This is a genomic window from Samsonia erythrinae (assembly GCF_004342665.1).
In the GTDB taxonomy this organism is placed as follows: Bacteria; Pseudomonadota; Gammaproteobacteria; order Enterobacterales; family Enterobacteriaceae; genus Samsonia; species Samsonia erythrinae.
The window spans coordinates 270,378-287,410 of the sequence record NZ_SMBY01000001.1 but is presented as its reverse complement, the minus strand read 5'-3'; the positions used below and the strand labels follow the sequence as shown (position 1 = coordinate 287,410).

The 17,033-nt window shown below is 51.2% G+C and carries 14 protein-coding genes; 6 read left to right on the top strand and 8 right to left on the bottom strand.

The genetic code is table 11. The features are described from left to right. Positions 1-58: 58 nt before the first annotated feature. The 8 genes from EDC54_RS01245 to bolA form a co-directional block, all read right to left on the bottom strand. Positions 59-421 carry a ComEA family DNA-binding protein gene (locus EDC54_RS01245; RefSeq protein ID WP_132452466.1) on the bottom strand — a complete coding sequence of 121 codons (363 nt, stop codon included), beginning with the start codon at positions 419-421 and terminating at the stop codon, positions 59-61. A 138-nt stretch (positions 422-559) separates the two neighbouring features. Beyond that, positions 560-2,440: a peptidylprolyl isomerase gene (gene ppiD, locus EDC54_RS01240; protein ID WP_132452464.1), complete on the bottom strand. Its 1,881-nt coding sequence runs from the start codon at positions 2,438-2,440 to the stop codon at positions 560-562. A gap of 329 nt (positions 2,441-2,769) precedes the next feature. Continuing rightward, a complete protein-coding gene (gene hupB / locus EDC54_RS01235) occupies positions 2,770-3,042 on the bottom strand; it encodes a nucleoid-associated protein HU-beta (RefSeq protein ID WP_132452462.1) in 273 nt (90 codons plus the stop codon). A gap of 199 nt (positions 3,043-3,241) precedes the next feature. Further along, complete coding sequence (gene lon / locus EDC54_RS01230) at positions 3,242-5,617, bottom strand: endopeptidase La (RefSeq protein ID WP_132452460.1); 2,376 nt, start codon at positions 5,615-5,617, stop codon at positions 3,242-3,244. Between the two features lie 193 nt (positions 5,618-5,810). Further along, positions 5,811-7,085, bottom strand: a complete 1,275-nt coding sequence (gene clpX, locus EDC54_RS01225; protein WP_132452458.1) for an ATP-dependent protease ATP-binding subunit ClpX — start codon at positions 7,083-7,085, stop codon at positions 5,811-5,813. 159 nt (positions 7,086-7,244) lie between these two features. Further along, on the bottom strand, positions 7,245-7,868 hold the full coding sequence (clpP, locus tag EDC54_RS01220; protein WP_132452456.1) for an ATP-dependent Clp endopeptidase proteolytic subunit ClpP: 624 nt from the start codon (positions 7,866-7,868) through the stop codon (positions 7,245-7,247). 470 nt (positions 7,869-8,338) lie between these two features. Next, positions 8,339-9,643 carry a trigger factor gene (gene tig, locus EDC54_RS01215; RefSeq protein WP_132452454.1) on the bottom strand — a complete coding sequence of 435 codons (1,305 nt, stop codon included), beginning with the start codon at positions 9,641-9,643 and terminating at the stop codon, positions 8,339-8,341. Between the two features lie 302 nt (positions 9,644-9,945). Beyond that, positions 9,946-10,260, bottom strand: coding sequence for a transcriptional regulator BolA (gene bolA / locus EDC54_RS01210; RefSeq protein ID WP_132452452.1), 315 nt, complete (start codon positions 10,258-10,260; stop codon positions 9,946-9,948). 319 nt (positions 10,261-10,579) lie between these two features. On the opposite strand from bolA, the gene EDC54_RS01205 reads away from it, so the two are divergent. The 6 genes from EDC54_RS01205 (at position 10,580) to EDC54_RS01180 (ending at position 17,022) form a co-directional block, all read left to right on the top strand. Beyond that, the gene (locus tag EDC54_RS01205) at positions 10,580-11,158 is read left to right on the top strand and encodes a lipoprotein (protein WP_132452450.1); all 579 of its coding nucleotides are present in this window, start codon (positions 10,580-10,582) and stop codon (positions 11,156-11,158) included. Between the two features lie 59 nt (positions 11,159-11,217). Next, the gene (gene ampG / locus EDC54_RS01200; RefSeq protein WP_132452448.1) at positions 11,218-12,705 is read left to right on the top strand and encodes a muropeptide MFS transporter AmpG; all 1,488 of its coding nucleotides are present in this window, start codon (positions 11,218-11,220) and stop codon (positions 12,703-12,705) included. A 422-nt stretch (positions 12,706-13,127) separates the two neighbouring features. Further along, the gene (gene cyoA, locus EDC54_RS01195) at positions 13,128-14,090 is read left to right on the top strand and encodes a cytochrome o ubiquinol oxidase subunit II (RefSeq protein ID WP_132452446.1); all 963 of its coding nucleotides are present in this window, start codon (positions 13,128-13,130) and stop codon (positions 14,088-14,090) included. Positions 14,091-14,094: 4 nt separating this feature from the next. Next, a complete protein-coding gene (cyoB, locus tag EDC54_RS01190; protein WP_132452444.1) occupies positions 14,095-16,086 on the top strand; it encodes a cytochrome o ubiquinol oxidase subunit I in 1,992 nt (663 codons plus the stop codon). Continuing rightward, positions 16,076-16,690 (top strand): cytochrome o ubiquinol oxidase subunit III, encoded by a 615-nt coding sequence (locus EDC54_RS01185; RefSeq protein WP_132452442.1) that lies wholly within the window; start codon positions 16,076-16,078, stop codon positions 16,688-16,690. Before cyoB ends, EDC54_RS01185 begins: the two co-directional genes overlap by 11 nt. After that, a complete protein-coding gene (locus EDC54_RS01180) occupies positions 16,690-17,022 on the top strand; it encodes a cytochrome o ubiquinol oxidase subunit IV (RefSeq protein ID WP_132452440.1) in 333 nt (110 codons plus the stop codon). The genes EDC54_RS01185 and EDC54_RS01180 overlap by 1 nt, the downstream gene beginning before the upstream one ends. The last annotated feature ends 11 nt before the right edge of the window (positions 17,023-17,033 follow it).

Sequence of the window (17,033 nt, the reverse complement as noted above, 5' to 3'; positions counted from 1 at the left end):
AGTAGCCTAGCAGAGGTCTACAGCCCAGATGAAAAACTCAGCCGGGCTGCGACCAATATCACAGTTTTAGACGAGAGAGATTACGTTCAACCAATGCCGCCCCAATGCCAGGAACCTCGATTAATTGATCGAGCTGGGTAAAAGGACCATTTTGCTCGCGGTAGTTGACTATCGCTTCCGCTTTTTTAAGACCGACGCCATTCATAACGTTAGCCAGCTCGTTCGCACTTGCCGTATTAATACTCACTTCATCCTCATCACCGTCAGGAAGCGTTGCGTTATCCACTTTCTGCTCGGACGATGCAGGCTTCAGCGTCGTTACCGTACTTTCAGCTTTCGCTGCCGCCTGAGTCAGTAGCGGTAATCCAGACAAACTCATGCCAATCATCAAGCACAGTACTTTTATTCCCGATTTCTTCATGCTGTTTCCTCCATGTATGTGACAGCACCGCTACCTTGCCGCATGCCGGTGCGAGTCGCAAACAGCAGAATTTAAATGTGGAAAAGGCCGCGAAAGCGGCCTTTGATTGTTGCAATAATTTGCAAATTTCTGCGAGGCTTATTGCTGTTCCTGTGCGGCATTACCCAGCTTGATTTTCGCTTCATTACGCAAGCTGGCCAACAGAGAGTCAAACATTGACCCCAGAGAGCTCTGTTGAATCTGGTTGGCAAACTGCTCTTTTTGCTGCTCATTCAGCGGATGTGGCGTAACGCTATCCAGGGCAACCAGCACAACATTACCCGCCTGATCCTGAGTCATTGCGTAAGACGGTTTATCTTTCTCTGGATGCGGCATGGCAAAAATGGCCTCAGTCGTTGCATCGCCTTGAGAAATAGAAGAGATCGTTTTTGCCGGCGCAAAGCTCAATCCAGCCGCCTTCAACGCATCGTCCTTGCCCTGTTTCAACTCAGCCAGGATCTTCTCTGCGTCAGCGCGAACCTGCTGTTCTGCCTTCTGACGTTTCAGCAAGTCCACTATCTCATTACGCACCTGATCCAACGGACGCGTACTTTCAGCCTTATGGTCGGCGATACGCAGCACAAAAGCTCGGTCGCCATCGACGTTAATCACATCAGAGTTGTTACCCGCCGAGCCGTTCTCTCCCAGCAACGCACCATTGAAGATCGCCTGCGTGACCGGTTGGAAGTTCAGGGCTGCCGGAACCTGCTCGCGCGTGAACCAATCTGTTTGTGTCGCTTTCGCGCCAGCCGCTTCTTCTGCCGAGGCTAGGGACTCGTTATCGTTGCTGGCCGCTTCGCTCACCTTCTGTTGCAAAGCATAGAACTCATCCTGCGCTTTTTCGTGCTTCACCTTTTCGGCGATGTCGGCGCGCACCTCGCTCAGCGGTTTGACCTGCTGCGGCTGAACATCATCCAAACGCACAATCAGATAGCCAACGGATGATTTAATCGCATCGGAAATCTGGCCTTTCTCGGTCAGTTTCACCTGCTTTAACTCATCAATCATGCTGTTTTCGTCCATCCATCCCAGATCGCCGCCGTTGCGACGTGAGATGACGTCCGTGGATTTATCTTTTGCCAGCGTCGCAAAATCACCACCTTGCTTCAAAGCCTCCAGAACAGATTTCGCATCGGATTCGTCCTTCACCTGAATCACGCTGAATTTCTTACGCTCAGGCTGAGAATAATCGTTCTTATTCTGTTCATAGAAATCGCTGATAGCGGCATCATCGACTTTCACGCTATCCATAATGCTCGCGGCATCCAGCATGATATAGCTGACTTTGAATTCTTCCGGTGCGATAAAGCGTCCTTTGTTCTGCTCGTAATAGCTCTGGACTTCATCGTCAGCAACCGTCTGAGCCTTCGCTTTTCCCGCAATATCCAGCGTTGCCAGGCGAACAACACGATCTTGCGCCGCCAGTTTCACCAGATTGTCGATCTCCTGCGGCAACAGGAACGCCGTATTGCCAAACCCACGAATCAGCTGTTGCGACGTCAGCTGCTTGCGCAGCATCTGCGCATACATGTCCGGCGTTACGCCAAGACGACGAACCTGATCCAGATACTTTTCATTGTCAAAACGATTGTTGGTCTGAAATGCGGGAACCTCAAAGATCGCCTGTTTAATCTGCTCATCACTGATGTTCAGCCCCAGCTTGTCGGCATACTGATCCAGCAGGGTTTCATCAATGAGTTGAGAAAGCGCCTGTTTACGCAACTGCTGCATGTAGCCATCATTGCCCGCCAATATAGAGAAGTTTTCTCCCAACGCTTCCTGTTGACGGTTGCGCTCGTTCTGTACCGCCTGCTCAAGCTGTGCCCGGGTAATTTCCTGCCCGTTCACCTTTGCCGCGTAATCGCCTGAACCACCAATAAGATAATCACCAACGCCGGTTAAAACGAATGATAAAATGATCAAAGCAAGAATAATTTTGAGCACGACGTTATTTGCGGCCGTACGTAAATTGTCCATCATAATGTGACAACACTCCGCTGTAGAATGGATAACACTCCCTGCGCTGGCCGGGGCCATGCATCCTTGCGATTGCTATAGCCCAATACAAGGCTAGGGCGCATTAAGCTTAATGTCCGCCGCCAAACGACCAGCAACGCGATGTTAGAGAAAACAGCATGCTGTTTTAACGCCACCTTTGCAGCGTCCTGCCGGGTGCGGATATGTATAGCCCATAAATAAAAGGCACATCATAAAAATGATGCGCCTCGTATCTTACCTTACCAATATCTTCGCGTCAGGTAATGTTTGGCAGCCAGAAATAGCCATCCCCCAAACCTGTGACGTAATAATCAGTTAACGGCGTCTTTCAGCGTCTTACCAGCTCGGAACCCTGGTACTTTCGCCGCTGGAATACTGATTTCCTTACCAGTTTGCGGGTTGCGACCGGTACGCGCAGCACGTTCACGCACTGAGAAAGTACCAAAGCCAACTAAAGCAACATCATCCCCTTCTTTCAGGGATTCAGTAACGGAACTAATAATTGCATCCAACACACGCCCTGCTGCCGCTTTGGAAATATCAGCATCTGCGGCAATTTTGTCGATCAATTGTGACTTGTTCACTCTCTCATCCCCTCTGGAATTTTCTTATCGCGCTGTCATATCCCCAAACGCGATACTTTAGCTTTATATCAATCCTGTCGGACCTTAGCAAGTTACGGCTAGAACTAACAGTGCTCTAACTTAGCGGTACAAAAAAAAGCTGGCAAGCATGATTTCACTCACCAGCCCCGTTTTTCTCAAGGGTTTTTGCGATAGGTCACTATTTTGCCCTGGCTTTAACTTTAGTAGGCGATACCACCTGTATGCCATAAGGCGCATTCTGCAACGCTAACGCTAATACTTCCTCAATACTCTTCACCGGATGGATTTCCAGATCGGCAATGACATTCTGCGGAATTTCCTCCAGATCGCGCTTATTGTCATCTGGAATCAATACCGTTTTGATACCGCCACGGTGTGCAGCCAACAGTTTCTCTTTCAACCCGCCGATCGGCAGCACCAGACCACGCAGGGTAATTTCCCCTGTCATCGCCACATCGGCACGAACCGGATTTCCGGTCAGACAAGAAACCAGCGCAGTACACATAGCAATACCCGCACTTGGCCCATCTTTCGGCGTTGCCCCTTCAGGAACGTGGACATGGATATCACGCTTCTCATAAAAATCGGCATTAATACCCAGTTTTTCCGCTCTGGCGCGAACGACGGTGAGTGCTGCCTGAATCGACTCCTGCATCACTTCACCTAAAGAACCAGTATAGGTCAGTTTCCCTTTACCCGGCACACAAGCGGTCTCAATCGTTAACAAATCGCCGCCGACTTCCGTCCACGCCAGACCGGTCACCTGCCCTACACGATTTTCATCATCTGCACGACCATAGTCAAAACGCTGCACCCCGAGGAAATCCTTAAGGTTATCGCCCGAGACCTTGATATGTTTAATGGATTTATCCATCAACAACGTTTTCACCGCCTTGCGACACAATTTGGAGATTTCTCGCTCCAGGCTACGCACGCCGGCTTCCCGCGTGTAGTAACGGATTATGCCGATAATTGCGCTGTCTTCTACCGACAGTTCGCCATTTTTCAGCGCATTGCGTTCAATCTGTTTTGGCAGCAGATGCTGCCTGGCGATATTCAGTTTTTCATCTTCGGTGTAGCCGGAAAGACGAATAACTTCCATACGGTCAAGTAACGGAGCCGGAATATTCATCGAGTTGGACGTGGCAACGAACATCACATCGGACAGGTCGTAGTCGACTTCCAGATAGTGATCGTTAAACGCGACGTTCTGCTCGGGATCGAGCACTTCCAACAGGGCCGATGCCGGGTCGCCACGCATGTCGGAAGACATTTTGTCGATCTCATCCAGCAGGAACAACGGGTTCTTCACGCCCACTTTCGCCATTTTCTGGATTAGCTTGCCCGGCATTGAACCGATATAAGTACGGCGGTGCCCGCGGATTTCCGCTTCGTCACGCACGCCACCCAGCGCCATACGGACATACTGACGTCCGGTCGCTTTGGCGATAGACTGGCCAAGCGAGGTTTTACCCACGCCGGGCGGCCCCACCAGACACAGAATCGGTCCTTTAATCTTGCTGACGCGACTCTGGACAGCGAGATACTCCAGGATGCGCTCTTTTACGCGCTCCAGACCGTAATGGTCGGTATCCAGCATTTCCTGCGCTTTCAGCAAGTCTTTCTTCACTTTGCTGCGCGCATTCCACGGTACCTGTACCATCCAGTCGATATAGCTGCGCACCACCGTCGCTTCCGCCGACATCGGCGACATCATTTTCAGCTTCTGTAGTTCAGCTTCGGCTTTTTCACGTGCATCTTTCGGCATTTTCGCCGCTTCAATCTTGCGTTTTAGCGCTTCGTGTTCGTCCGGCGCGTCATCCATCTCGCCCAACTCTTTCTGAATGGCTTTCATTTGCTCATTCAGATAGTACTCACGCTGGCTTTTTTCCATTTGTTTCTTAACGCGACCGCGGATCCGTTTCTCAACCTGCAACAGATCGATTTCGGATTCCATCATCGCCATCAGGTACTCCAAACGCTCCGTAATATCGGACATTTCGAGCGCAGACTGCTTATCGGCCAGTTTCAGCGGCATGTGCGCGGCGATGGTGTCCGCCAGACGCGCGGCATCATCAATACTGTTCAGAGACGTCAGGACTTCCGGCGGGATTTTTTTATTCAGTTTGATATATCCCTCAAACTGATTGATCGCCGTGCGCATGAGGACTTCCTGCTCACGTTCATCAATCGCCGGCGAATCAAGGTATTCGGCCTGCGCCGCGAAATGTTCGCCGCTGTCAGAGAGCGTAGTGATACGCGCGCGCTGAAGCCCTTCGACGAGCACTTTCACCGTGCCGTCTGGCAGCTTGAGCATTTGCAGAATAGAGGCGACCGTCCCTACCGAGAAAAGATCGTTAATACTTGGCTCATCCGTTGAGGCTTCTTTCTGTGCCACCAGCATGATCTTCTTATCATGATCCATTGCGGCTTCAAGGCACCGAATCGATTTCTCCCGACCAACAAACAACGGAATGACCATGTGCGGATAAACCACCACATCGCGCAACGGCAATACGGGGATTTCTATGCGTTCGGAACGCTCAGGGTTCATAGAGCTCTCTCTTAGTTTCGTTTCCGCCAGGTTAAGGGAATCTCGTGAAACGCAGTCTTCACGGGTTTCACCAAATACATATTTGAGTATATGGGGATAAATGTCTCACATTCAACGACCAGAATACGCGTAAAAGCAAATGGGGGATAAGATCCCCCATTTTCATCTTTCAATACAGATTTCAGTTGGTTAATTATTCACCGGAAGCCTGTTGCGCCTCGTGCTTGCCGTAAATCAATAGCGGCTCAGACTGGCCTGCAATAACGGATTCATCAATGACGACTTTATCCACGCTTTCCAGCGAAGGCAGGTCGTACATTGTTTCCAGCAGGGCGGCTTCCACGATGGAACGCAGCCCGCGCGCGCCGGTCTTGCGCGCCATCGCTTTTTTAGCGATCGCCGTCAGCGCCTCATCACGGAATTCCAATTCGACGCCTTCCAAATTGAACAGCGCCTGATACTGTTTGGTCAGCGCGTTTTTCGGCTCACGTAAAATCTGAATCAGCGCGTCTTCGCTCAGCTCTTTCAGTGTCGCAACCACCGGCAAACGGCCAATAAATTCAGGGATCAAACCAAATTTAATCAAATCTTCCGGCTCAACATGACTTAACAATTCCCCTTCCGTCGCTTTATCTGAAGAGCCTTTGACCGTCGCGTTAAAGCCAATGCCGCGGCCCGTATCGGTCCGCTGCTCAATCACTTTATCCAAACCGGCAAACGCGCCCCCGCAAATAAAGAGGATCTTGGAGGTGTCGACCTGCAAGAACTCCTGCTGAGGATGTTTACGCCCGCCTTGAGGCGGAACGGCGGCGATGGTGCCTTCAATAAGCTTCAACAGCGCCTGCTGTACCCCTTCGCCGGAGACGTCACGGGTGATAGAAGGATTGTCTGACTTACGGGAAATCTTATCGATTTCATCAATGTAAACAATCCCGCGCTGTGCTTTTTGCACATCGTAATCGCATTTTTGCAACAGCTTCTGGATGATGTTCTCAACGTCTTCACCGACATAACCGGCTTCAGTCAACGTGGTGGCATCCGCCATCGTGAACGGAACATCCAGAAAACGCGCCAACGTTTCAGCCAGCAGGGTTTTACCGCTCCCTGTCGGGCCAATCAGCAGAATGTTACTTTTACCCAGTTCTATCCCGTTGCTGCTGTCACCATTACGCAAACGCTTGTAATGGTTATACACTGCGACAGCCAACACTTTCTTGGCCTGCTCCTGACCAATGACGTAATCGTCAAGGTGACGGCGAATTTCATGCGGCGTCGGCAGCGCACTGCGCTCACGGTGGGGCGCTACTTCCTTAATTTCTTCGCGAATAATGTCGTTACATAAATCAACACATTCATCGCAGATATACACTGACGGCCCGGCAATCAGCTTACGCACTTCATGCTGGCTTTTGCCGCAAAAAGAACAGTACAGTAACTTTCCTGAACCGTCTTTGCGCTTATCTGTCATGAGTCAAACCTCTTCTTCGTCTTTTGCCCGCAGGCCAACCACAGCGATACCGCTACAGAGTACGCCAATATTTATAGCCAATACGTGCAATACAACCTCGCACAACAGACTATCGGTCGAACACTGTTCGCCACGCCAGACCACTAAGATGGCGGAGCATTACCCACGGTTCGTGAATACGGAGTCTACCAGACCGTAGTCTACTGCCTCATTGGCAGAGAGGAAACGATCGCGCTCGGTGTCCCTCTCTATCACTTCAAGAGGCTGTCCCGTGTGTTTGGCCATCAGCTCATTCATTTTGGCTTTTACTTTCAGTATTTCTTTGGCGTGGATTTCAATATCTGTCGCCTGCCCCTGGAATCCACCCAGCGGCTGGTGAATCATAACGCGCGAGTTAGGCAGACATATGCGTTTGCCTTTAGCGCCCGCCGTCAACAGGAACGCCCCCATTGAGCAAGCTTGCCCCATACAAATGGTACTGACATCCGGCTTGATAAACTGCATGGTGTCATAAATAGACATGCCGGCAGTGATGACGCCCCCCGGCGAGTTGATGTACAGATAAATATCTTTTTCCGGATTTTCCGCTTCCAGAAACAGCATCTGTGCCACAACCAGATTCGCCATGTGATCTTCCACCTGACCGGTCAGGAAGATTATCCGTTCTTTTAGCAGACGGGAATAGATATCGTAAGAACGCTCGCCGCGCGAGGTCTGTTCAACCACCATCGGCACTAACGCCATTTGAGATGCTTGTCTTTCTTGTTCGTCACTGTATGACATTCACGTCTCCTAGATAAAATGCGTCCGGCACTTTTATTGCATTGTCCAATTCTACTAAAGATAGGGAAGGATGACTATGGGCCCCGCCCATGTTGAACACCCCACCCGATGGCCGAACATCCTTACCTGCCAAGCCAGCTCTTACACTTCAATGAATTGGGGCACGCACACTGTATATCAAGCTTACACCATCAATTGTTCCCTATTAAAGAACCAATTCTTTTATTGCGCCGCATGTCCGGCCCCTAAGCCAGCGATTTAACGCGTTGCCTGACATAATAATAATGCAATTTACGGAGCACGTTTGGCCTCTTGATTGCCAGTCCTCGCACATTCAACGCCAAAGGCGACCGAATCGCTTTCCCGCACGGGCTCAGATTTCCGCCAAATCATCAGCAAAAAGCCCGTGCCATAAGGCACGGGCTTTGACAGGAAAGCGTAACGCTACGCGAAAGCAACCTTTAAAAAAGTTACGCCGCCGTTGTTTGATTCATCAGCTCGTTGAAGCTGACTGCCTTCTCAACAACTTTCGCTTTGGAAAGCACGGTTTCAACCGCTTGCTCTTCCAGCGCAACGTTGCGCATATTGTTCATCAGCTCTTTATTTTTGCTGTAGAACTCGATCACTTCCTGCGGATCTTCGTAAGCGGAAGCCATCTCTTCAATCAGCGTCTTAACGCGATCTTCGTCTGCTTTCAGTTCGTTGCTGCTGATGACTTCACCCAGTAACAGACCGACAACGACGCGACGTTTGGCTTGTTCTTCGAACAGCTCGCGAGGTAATTCCAGCGCTTGCTTCTCATTACCGCCAAAACGCTGTGCCGCCTGACGACGAAGAACATCAATTTCGCCCTCGATCAGCGCAGCAGGAACATCAATCTCATTGGCATTAACCAACCCGTCCAGAACCTGCGTTTTCACACGGTTGCGCACCGCGCCTTTCAACTCACGCTCCATGTTTTTACGTACTTCGGCACGCAGACCTTCCTGAGAACCGTCAGCGACGCCGAAACGTTTGATGAACTCTTCGGTCAGTTCAGGCAGTTCACGCTCTTCCACCTTCTTCAGGACGATCGCGAACTGAGCCGCTTTCCCTTTCAGGTTTTCAGCGTGGTAATCGTCCGGGAAGTTCACGTCGATAGTGAATTCTTCGCCCGCTTTGTGCCCGACGACACCGTCTTCAAAACCGGGGATCATGCGGTTCTGACCCATTGCCAGAACGAAGTCGGACGCTTTGCCGCCTTCAAAAACTTCACCGTCGATAGAGCCGGTAAAATCGATGGTCACACGATCTTCCGCTGCCGCAGCGCGATCGGTTTCTTTCCAAGTCGCCTGCTGCTTACGCAGCGTTTCCAGCATGGTATCTACGTCGGCATCGGTGACTTCGACAATCGGCTTTTCCACTTCGATGGCGTCCAGCCCCTTCAGTTCAACTTCCGGGTAGACTTCAAACTCAACAGAGTAAGTGAAATCCCCACCAACGGCATACTCACCAGGGATATAGTTCGGCGCACCCACCGGATTAATTTTTTCTTTGATGATCGCGTCAACAAAATTGCGCTGCATCAGGTCACCCAATACGTCCTGACGCACGGAGGCACCATAACGCTGAGCAACAATATTCATCGGCACTTTGCCTTTACGGAAACCGTCGATACGTACTTTTTTGGCCGCGTTGACCAGCTCGCTCTTCACCGCATTCTCAATGACGTCCGCAGCAACGGTGATCGTTACGCGACGTCCCAGGCCTTGGGTGGTTTCAACTGAAACTTGCATCTTGTTACCTCAAAAAATCACAGTGCTCGGTCAACCCCAAAACTATTCTCACGACAGCAAGGCTCATTCAGACAACTGTCACCAAGGCGCACAGCTTGAATCAATCTCGCAGAACCGGGAAATTGCCACTCCCTGTTCCCCTGTAGTCAGAAGCGTCCCGAATACATTCCGGAAAAATAGACGCGGCATTATAGCGATATAGACAGGATGAGTCGAGAACGGCAGCGAGACTATTACAGCAGCCTATTCACACTTTTGTCAGTCAGGCGTCCGGGATGTCAGCAACCGGCTCTCGCGATGAATCAAGACAGGATGCCACCGCCGCCGCACGGGGGAGAAGAGGGAACGGCATTTTGTAAACTCCGCCACTCTTTGGTCGTGTAGGTGTGCAGCGCCAGCGCATGCACCGACCCCGCCAGTTCCTCAGCCAGCACTGCATAGACCGCGCGATGACGCCCAATCACGCGCTCGCCGTCGAATTTATCGCTGACCATTACGACTTTAAAATGGCTTTCCGCGCCCGCGGGCACATTGTGACGATAGCTTTCGTCACTCACCTCTAAATGAACGGGTTCAAACCCCACACGCAATTTTTCTTCGATCGTTTCACGCATCATACGGCTACCCTTTCGGCCTGAGGCAAAGTTGATATTCACGCCCTTTCCGGTCATTCATCGGCGTCTTAACCATTATAACCTTAACGCTTTTCAATGTGTTATGCGTAGAAACGGCACGACGAAAAGAACGCGTTCTCAAACGGTTGATATATCGTCAACGCTGTTAACATGGTAGACGTATTTTCCTGGTCATCACGATAAGAAAGATAAATTTCAGGACAATTTACCCGCTATCCGCTCTTTTTCCTGCCCGTGGCGATGATATGATACCAACAATATTTATCGGCTCACTACACCAATCATTATTGAGAACATACGAATGTTAAAAAAATTATTTTTCCCTTTTCTGACCGCGATCTTGCTTGCGGGCTGTGCGGCAAAAAGCAATACGCTCAACATCACTCCGAAAATCAGCCTGCCTTCACAGGATCCGAGCCTGATGGGCGTGACAATCAGCATCAACGGCGCAGATCAGCGTGCCGATCAAGCGCTGGCGAAAGTGAATCGTGATGGTCAACTGATCACCCTGACGCCTTCCCGCGACCTGCGCTTCCTGCTGCAAGAAGCGCTGGAAAAACAAATGGCCGCCCGGGGTTATATGATTGGGACCGGTGGCCCGGTAGCCTTGCAAATCGTGGTTAACCACCTCTATGCCGATGTCTCCGAAGGCAACCTGCGTTACAACATCACGACGAAAGCGGACATCTCCATCATTTCTCAGGCCGCGAACGGAAACAAGCAGGTGAAAAACTACCGCTCAACCTATAACGTTCAAGGCGCATTTACCGCCAGCAACGAAAAAATTACCGATGCCGTTAATACGGTGCTGGGTGATGTCATCAACGACATGGCGCAAGACACCAGCGTAAGCAGCTTCATCAAAGAAAACGCCCGTTAATTTCCGCACGCCGCTTCCCTTGTTCCTGATACATCATGGAACAAGGGAAAGGACTTCCTATGCTTAGTCGCGTTATAACTTTATTTAGCCAGCGTAATTCACTTTTTCTGCTGCTATTAGGCTTTGCTTCCGGTTTACCGCTGGCATTGACATCCGGCACGCTGCAAGCCTGGATGACCGTCGAGAATGTCGATCTGAAAACCATCGGCTTTTTCTCTCTGGTGGGGCAGGCTTACGTATTCAAGTTTCTGTGGTCCCCGCTGATGGATCGCTATACCCCGCCTTTTCTGGGGCGTCGCCGCGGCTGGCTGGTGCTCAGCCAACTCCTGCTCATTGCCGCCATCATCGGTATGGGGTTTATGAATCCGGCGCGCGATCTCTGGTGGCTGGCCGCGCTGGCGGTGCTGGTCGCTTTTTGCTCTGCCTCTCAGGATATCGTCTTTGACGCCTATAAGACGGACCTGCTTCCTCCCGAAGAGCGCGGCACGGGGGCGGCGACCTCCGTATTAGGTTACCGTCTGGCCATGTTGGTTTCGGGCGGGCTGGCGTTATGGATTGCGGACCGCTACCTCGGCTGGCAAGCCACCTACTGGCTAATGGCGGGGCTTATGCTGATCGGCGTCTGCGCGACGCTGCTGGCGCCTGAACCGTTGAATAGTCAACCCGCACCTCGCAGCATGGAGCAGGCGATTGCCGCTCCTCTGCGCGATTTTTTCTCACGCAACAACGCCTGGCTGATTCTTTTGCTCATCGTTTTATATAAACTCGGTGATGCCTTTGCGATCAGCCTGACGACGACATTCCTCATTCGCGGCGTTGGCTTTAACGCGGGCGATGTGGGGATGGTTAATAAAACGCTGGGGCTCTTCGCCACTATCGTCGGCGCGATTTACGGCGGGCTACTGATGCAGCGTCTCTCCTTGTTCAAGGCGTTGATACTGTTTGGTATTCTTCAGGCCGTGTCCAACGCAGGTTACTGGCTGCTGGCGATAACGGCTAAAAATATGGTCACGATGGCCAGCGCCGTTTTTCTGGAAAATCTGTGCGGCGGCATGGGGACCGCAGCGTTTGTCGCACTGCTGATGACGCTGTGTAATAAATCCTTCTCGGCGACACAATTCGCCCTGCTTTCCGCCCTTTCCGCCGTCGGTCGGGTTTACGTCGGCCCCATTGCGGGTTGGTTTGTCGAGTCCTACGGTTGGGCGTGGTTTTACCTGTTTTCTATTGTGGCCGCTTTGCCGGGTCTGGCGATCCTGTTGATTTGCCGTGAAACGCTGGAGTTCACTCAGCGAACAGACGCATTCCAGCCGCGTACGAATTTTCCCCACCATTACCGGAAAGCGCTGCATCTGCTGGGCCTGGGGACGGCGCTACTGGGGATATGGCTTCTCTTGCTCATCACCAATACGTTGGGGTGGTCCGCACTACCGCAATTGGCCGAATACCTGCTTGCCGCAGGCTGTGCGCTCGCGCTGTCAGGGCTTGTCCTTGGTAGCCTGTTGGACTATCTTTCACTCAGGCGTATTTCCCGGCTATCCGGCTCCTGACGAGAGTTCAGGCCAGCGCAGTGGGCGTGGCCTGAATCTATTGTTTTCTTCCTTTATTTAATTATTTTTCTCACACTTTTCTTTCCTAAAAAAAGTTTATTTCTGTACGGGAAAGTTTTTTACAAACTAATTTCATTTGTCATAAAAAACGCCCGATCGATAGAAAAGCGAAATCAATCGAAAATAAGCGCCGTGATGAGTTGTAATTTCTTATTATCCATCCATACTCTTATGGAGGTATGCGTTTAATTTGCTGTTTTTAAAAATTATTTTTTCACCCTCTCTACCTTTGTGACATTAAGGGCAAAAAACAGCAACAACAGGCTGACATAACCTTAATCATGTTTACAGTGCAGTAACCTTCCCGTAAAATGCCCGCTCGCGTGAAATGACAATAGAGCCCTTGTTATTGAGGTCGCTACATGAGACTCAGGAAATACAATAAAATTTTTGGGATGCTGTCTTTATTTGCAGCCACGGCTTTGCTGAGTGGTTGCGATATGGCGCTGATGAACCCCAAAGGAGACGTCGGGTTAGAGCAACGATCGCTAATACTGACAGCCATCGGGCTGATGTTGATCGTTGTGCTGCCCGTCATCATTATGACGATAGCTTTTGCCTGGAAGTTTCGAGCTTCAAACGAAAAGGCAAAATATACCCCGAATTGGTCACATTCCAATAAGATAGAAGCGGTAGTCTGGACTGTACCAATCATCATTATCGTCATTCTTGGCACGATTACCTGGAAGACGACCCATTCGCTTGATCCTTACAAGCCGTTGGAGTCAGACGTCAAACCTATCAATGTCGAAGTGGTTTCGCTTGACTGGAAATGGCTGTTTGTCTATCCGGATCTGGGTATTGCCACCGTTAACGAACTCGCGTTTCCGGCGAATGTGCCAGTAGCGTTCAAGATCACATCCGACTCCGTGATGAACTCCTTCTTCATTCCTCGTCTTGGCGGACAAATTTATGCCATGGCCGGAATGCAGACGAAGCTCCACCTGATCGCTAATGAACCGGGTAAATATGACGGTATTTCCGGCGGTTACAGTGGTAAAGGCTTCTCGGGCATGAAGTTCACCGCGATCGCCACGCCAACTCAGCAGGAATTTGACCAATGGGTTGCCAAAGTCCGTGCGTCTTCCAAGACACTCAACACCACGGATGAATTCAATGCGCTGGCTAAACCGAGTGAATTCCACCCTGTCGAATACTTCTCCAGTGTCCAGCCGGATTTGTTTAATAACATTATTCGCAAATTCATAGGCAACGACATGAACATGCAACATCATGGTGAAGGCATGAAGCACGATGAAAACATGCAGCACGGTGAGGGTATGAACATGGGCGAGCACAGTTCGCACAAAGGAGCCGAGGGATAATACGATGTTCGGAAAACTTACACTTGATGCGGTTCCGTACCACGAACCCATCATTATGGTCACCGTGGCGGGGATCATCGTTGGCGGCCTGGCACTGCTGGCGGCAATAACCTATTTCGGTAAATGGAAATGGCTGTGGGCCGAGTGGTTCACCTCCGTCGACCACAAGAAAATCGGTATCATGTACATCATCGTCGGTCTGGTGATGATGCTACGCGGTTTTGCCGATGCCATCATGATGCGTGGCCAACAGGTGCTCGCCTCTGCCGGGCATGAAGGGTTCCTCAACGCTCACCACTACGATCAGATTTTCACCGCGCACGGCGTGATCATGATCTTTTTTGTGGCGACACCGTTTGTCGTTGGGTTGATGAACCTTGCCGTTCCGTTACAGATCGGCGCGCGTGACGTTGCCTTCCCTTTCCTGAACTCCCTCAGTTTCTGGTTGTTCGTGGTCGGCGTCATTCTGATTAACATCTCCCTTGGGGTCGGTGAATTCGCACAGACCGGATGGGTTGCCTATCCGCCGCTTTCCGGTAAGGAGTACAGTCCCGGCGTCGGGGTCGATTACTGGATATGGAGCTTACAGATATCCGGTCTGGGCACCACGCTGACGGGGGTTAACTTCTTCGCGACCATTCTGAAGATGCGTGCTCCTGGCATGACGCTGATGAAAATGCCGGTTTTTACCTGGACCGCGCTGTGCACCAACGTCCTGATTATTGCCGCATTCCCGATCCTGACCGTGACCATTGCGTTGCTGACGCTCGACCGTTACCTCGGTACCCATTTCTTTACCAACGATATGGGCGGCAACATGATGATGTACATCAACCTGATCTGGGCATGGGGTCATCCTGAGGTTTACATTTTGGTGCTGCCGGTATTCGGTATTTATTCCGAAGTGGTTGCGACCTTCTGTAAAAAACGCCTGTTTGGTTACACCTCGTTGGTGTGGGCGACCATTGCGATTACGGTTCTGTCGTTCATCGTATGGCTGCACCACTTCTTTACCATGGGGTCCGGCGCGAACGTCAACGCCTTCTTTGGTATCGCCACCATGATTATTTCAATCCCGACCGGGGTTAAAATTTTCAACTGGCTGTTTACCATGTATCAGGGCCGAATCCAGTCTCACTCCGCCATGCTGTGGACGACCGGTTTCATCATCACCTTTAGTATCGGGGGGATGACCGGGGTGCTGCTGGCCGTGCCGGGCGCCAACTTTGTTCTGCACAACAGCCTGTTCCTGATTGCCCACTTCCATAACGTGATTATCGGCGGCGTGGTATTCGGTTGTTTCGCGGGGATTACCTATTGGTTCCCGAAAGCCTTTGGCTTCACGCTGAACGAAACCTGGGGTAAACGCGCATTCTGGTTCTGGATCATCGGCTTCTTCGTTGCCTTCATGCCGCTCTACGTACTGGGCTTCATGGGGATGACGCGTCGCCTGAGCCAGCAGATCAACCCGGAATTCCACCCGCTATTGGTTGTGGCCTCTATCGGTGCGGTACTGATCGGTATTGGTGTTCTGTGTCAGGTGGTCCAGTTCTACGTCAGTATCCGTGACCGCCATCAGAATCGCGATCTGACAGGTGACCCGTGGGATGCGCGTACGCTGGAGTGGTCTACGTCTTCCCCTGCGCCGTTCTACAATTTTGCCACCGTGCCGCACGTCAACGAACGTGACGCCTTCTGGGAAGCAAAAGAGAAAGGCGAAGCTTACAAGCGCCCTGCCAGCTACGAAGAGATCCACATGCCGAAAAATACCGGCGCCGGTGTGGTTATCTCCGCATTCAGTTTGGTGTTTGGTTTTGCCATGATCTGGCACATCTGGTGGATGGCAATCATCGGTTTCGCCGGCATGATTGTGACCTGGATTGTGCACAGCTTTAATCAGGACGTGGATTACTACGTACCGGTTAAGGAAATTGAGCAAATTGAGAATCAGAATTTTGATCAACTCAGTAAGGCAGGCGTGAAACATGTCAACTGAAACTCTGACTAACCACAATATTGCCCATGCCGAGCATGGGCACCACGACGCAGGAGCCACCAAGGTATTCGGCTTCTGGGTCTACCTGATGAGCGACCTCATCATTTTCGGCTCGCTGTTCGCAACCTTTGCGGTACTGGTTAACGGTACCGCTGGCGGTCCAAGCGGGAAGGACATCTTCGATTTGTCCTTCGTGCTGGTTGAAACCTTCGCGTTACTGTTCAGTAGTATTACTTACGGTATGGCGATGATCGCCATGAACAAGGGCAATAAGTCTCAGGTGAACGCCTGGCTTGCACTGACGTTCCTGCTCGGTCTGGTGTTCATCGTGATGGAAATCTATGAATTCCATCACCTGATAGTGGAAGGCTACGGCCCGGATCGCAGTGCGTTCCTCTCCGCCTTCTTTGCTCTGGTCGGCACCCACGGAATCCACGTAACGGGCGGTCTGATCTGGCTGGTTATCATGATGATTCAGGTGTCATCCCGCGGCCTGACGGCGGTCAACAAAACGCGTCTGATGTGCCTGAGCCTGTTCTGGCACTTCCTCGATGTCGTCTGGATTTGTGTCTTCACCGTTGTTTATCTGCTGGGGGCGATGTAATGAGTCATTCAACAACCGATCATGCAGGCGCCAGCCACGGTAGCGTTAAGTCATATGTGATTGGTTTTGTCCTGTCTGTCATTCTGACGGTCATTCCTTTCGGTATGGTCATGGACGGTTCCGCCTCACATAACGCCATTCTTTTCACGGTGGTGGGATGTGCTGTGGTGCAAATTTTGGTGCATCTGGTGTATTTCCTGCATCTGAATACGTCCTCGGAAGAGCGCTGGAACGTGGTGGCTCTTGTGTTTGCCATCCTGATTATCGCCATTGTCGTCGTGGGCTCCATCTGGATTATGATGAGCGCGCACCACAACATGATGATCCAGTAACTGAGCTGTAA

Bases quoted from the DNA above. Each gene is read 5' to 3' on its own strand.
- EDC54_RS01245 (WP_132452466.1), bottom strand. From the start codon at position 421: ATGAAGAAATCGGGAATAAAAGTACTGTGCTTGATGATTGGCATGAGT.
- ppiD (WP_132452464.1), bottom strand. From the start codon at position 2,440: ATGATGGACAATTTACGTACGGCCGCAAATAACGTCGTGCTCAAAATT.
- lon (WP_132452460.1), bottom strand. From the start codon at position 5,617: ATGAACCCTGAGCGTTCCGAACGCATAGAAATCCCCGTATTGCCGTTG.
- clpX (WP_132452458.1), bottom strand. From the start codon at position 7,085: ATGACAGATAAGCGCAAAGACGGTTCAGGAAAGTTACTGTACTGTTCT.
- clpP (WP_132452456.1), bottom strand. From the start codon at position 7,868: ATGTCATACAGTGACGAACAAGAAAGACAAGCATCTCAAATGGCGTTA.
- tig (WP_132452454.1), bottom strand. From the start codon at position 9,643: ATGCAAGTTTCAGTTGAAACCACCCAAGGCCTGGGACGTCGCGTAACG.
- bolA (WP_132452452.1), bottom strand. From the start codon at position 10,260: ATGATGCGTGAAACGATCGAAGAAAAATTGCGTGTGGGGTTTGAACCC.
- EDC54_RS01205 (WP_132452450.1), top strand. From the start codon at position 10,580: ATGTTAAAAAAATTATTTTTCCCTTTTCTGACCGCGATCTTGCTTGCG.
- ampG (WP_132452448.1), top strand. From the start codon at position 11,218: ATGCTTAGTCGCGTTATAACTTTATTTAGCCAGCGTAATTCACTTTTT.
- cyoA (WP_132452446.1), top strand. From the start codon at position 13,128: ATGAGACTCAGGAAATACAATAAAATTTTTGGGATGCTGTCTTTATTT.
- cyoB (WP_132452444.1), top strand. From the start codon at position 14,095: ATGTTCGGAAAACTTACACTTGATGCGGTTCCGTACCACGAACCCATC.
- EDC54_RS01185 (WP_132452442.1), top strand. From the start codon at position 16,076: ATGTCAACTGAAACTCTGACTAACCACAATATTGCCCATGCCGAGCAT.
- EDC54_RS01180 (WP_132452440.1), top strand. From the start codon at position 16,690: ATGAGTCATTCAACAACCGATCATGCAGGCGCCAGCCACGGTAGCGTT.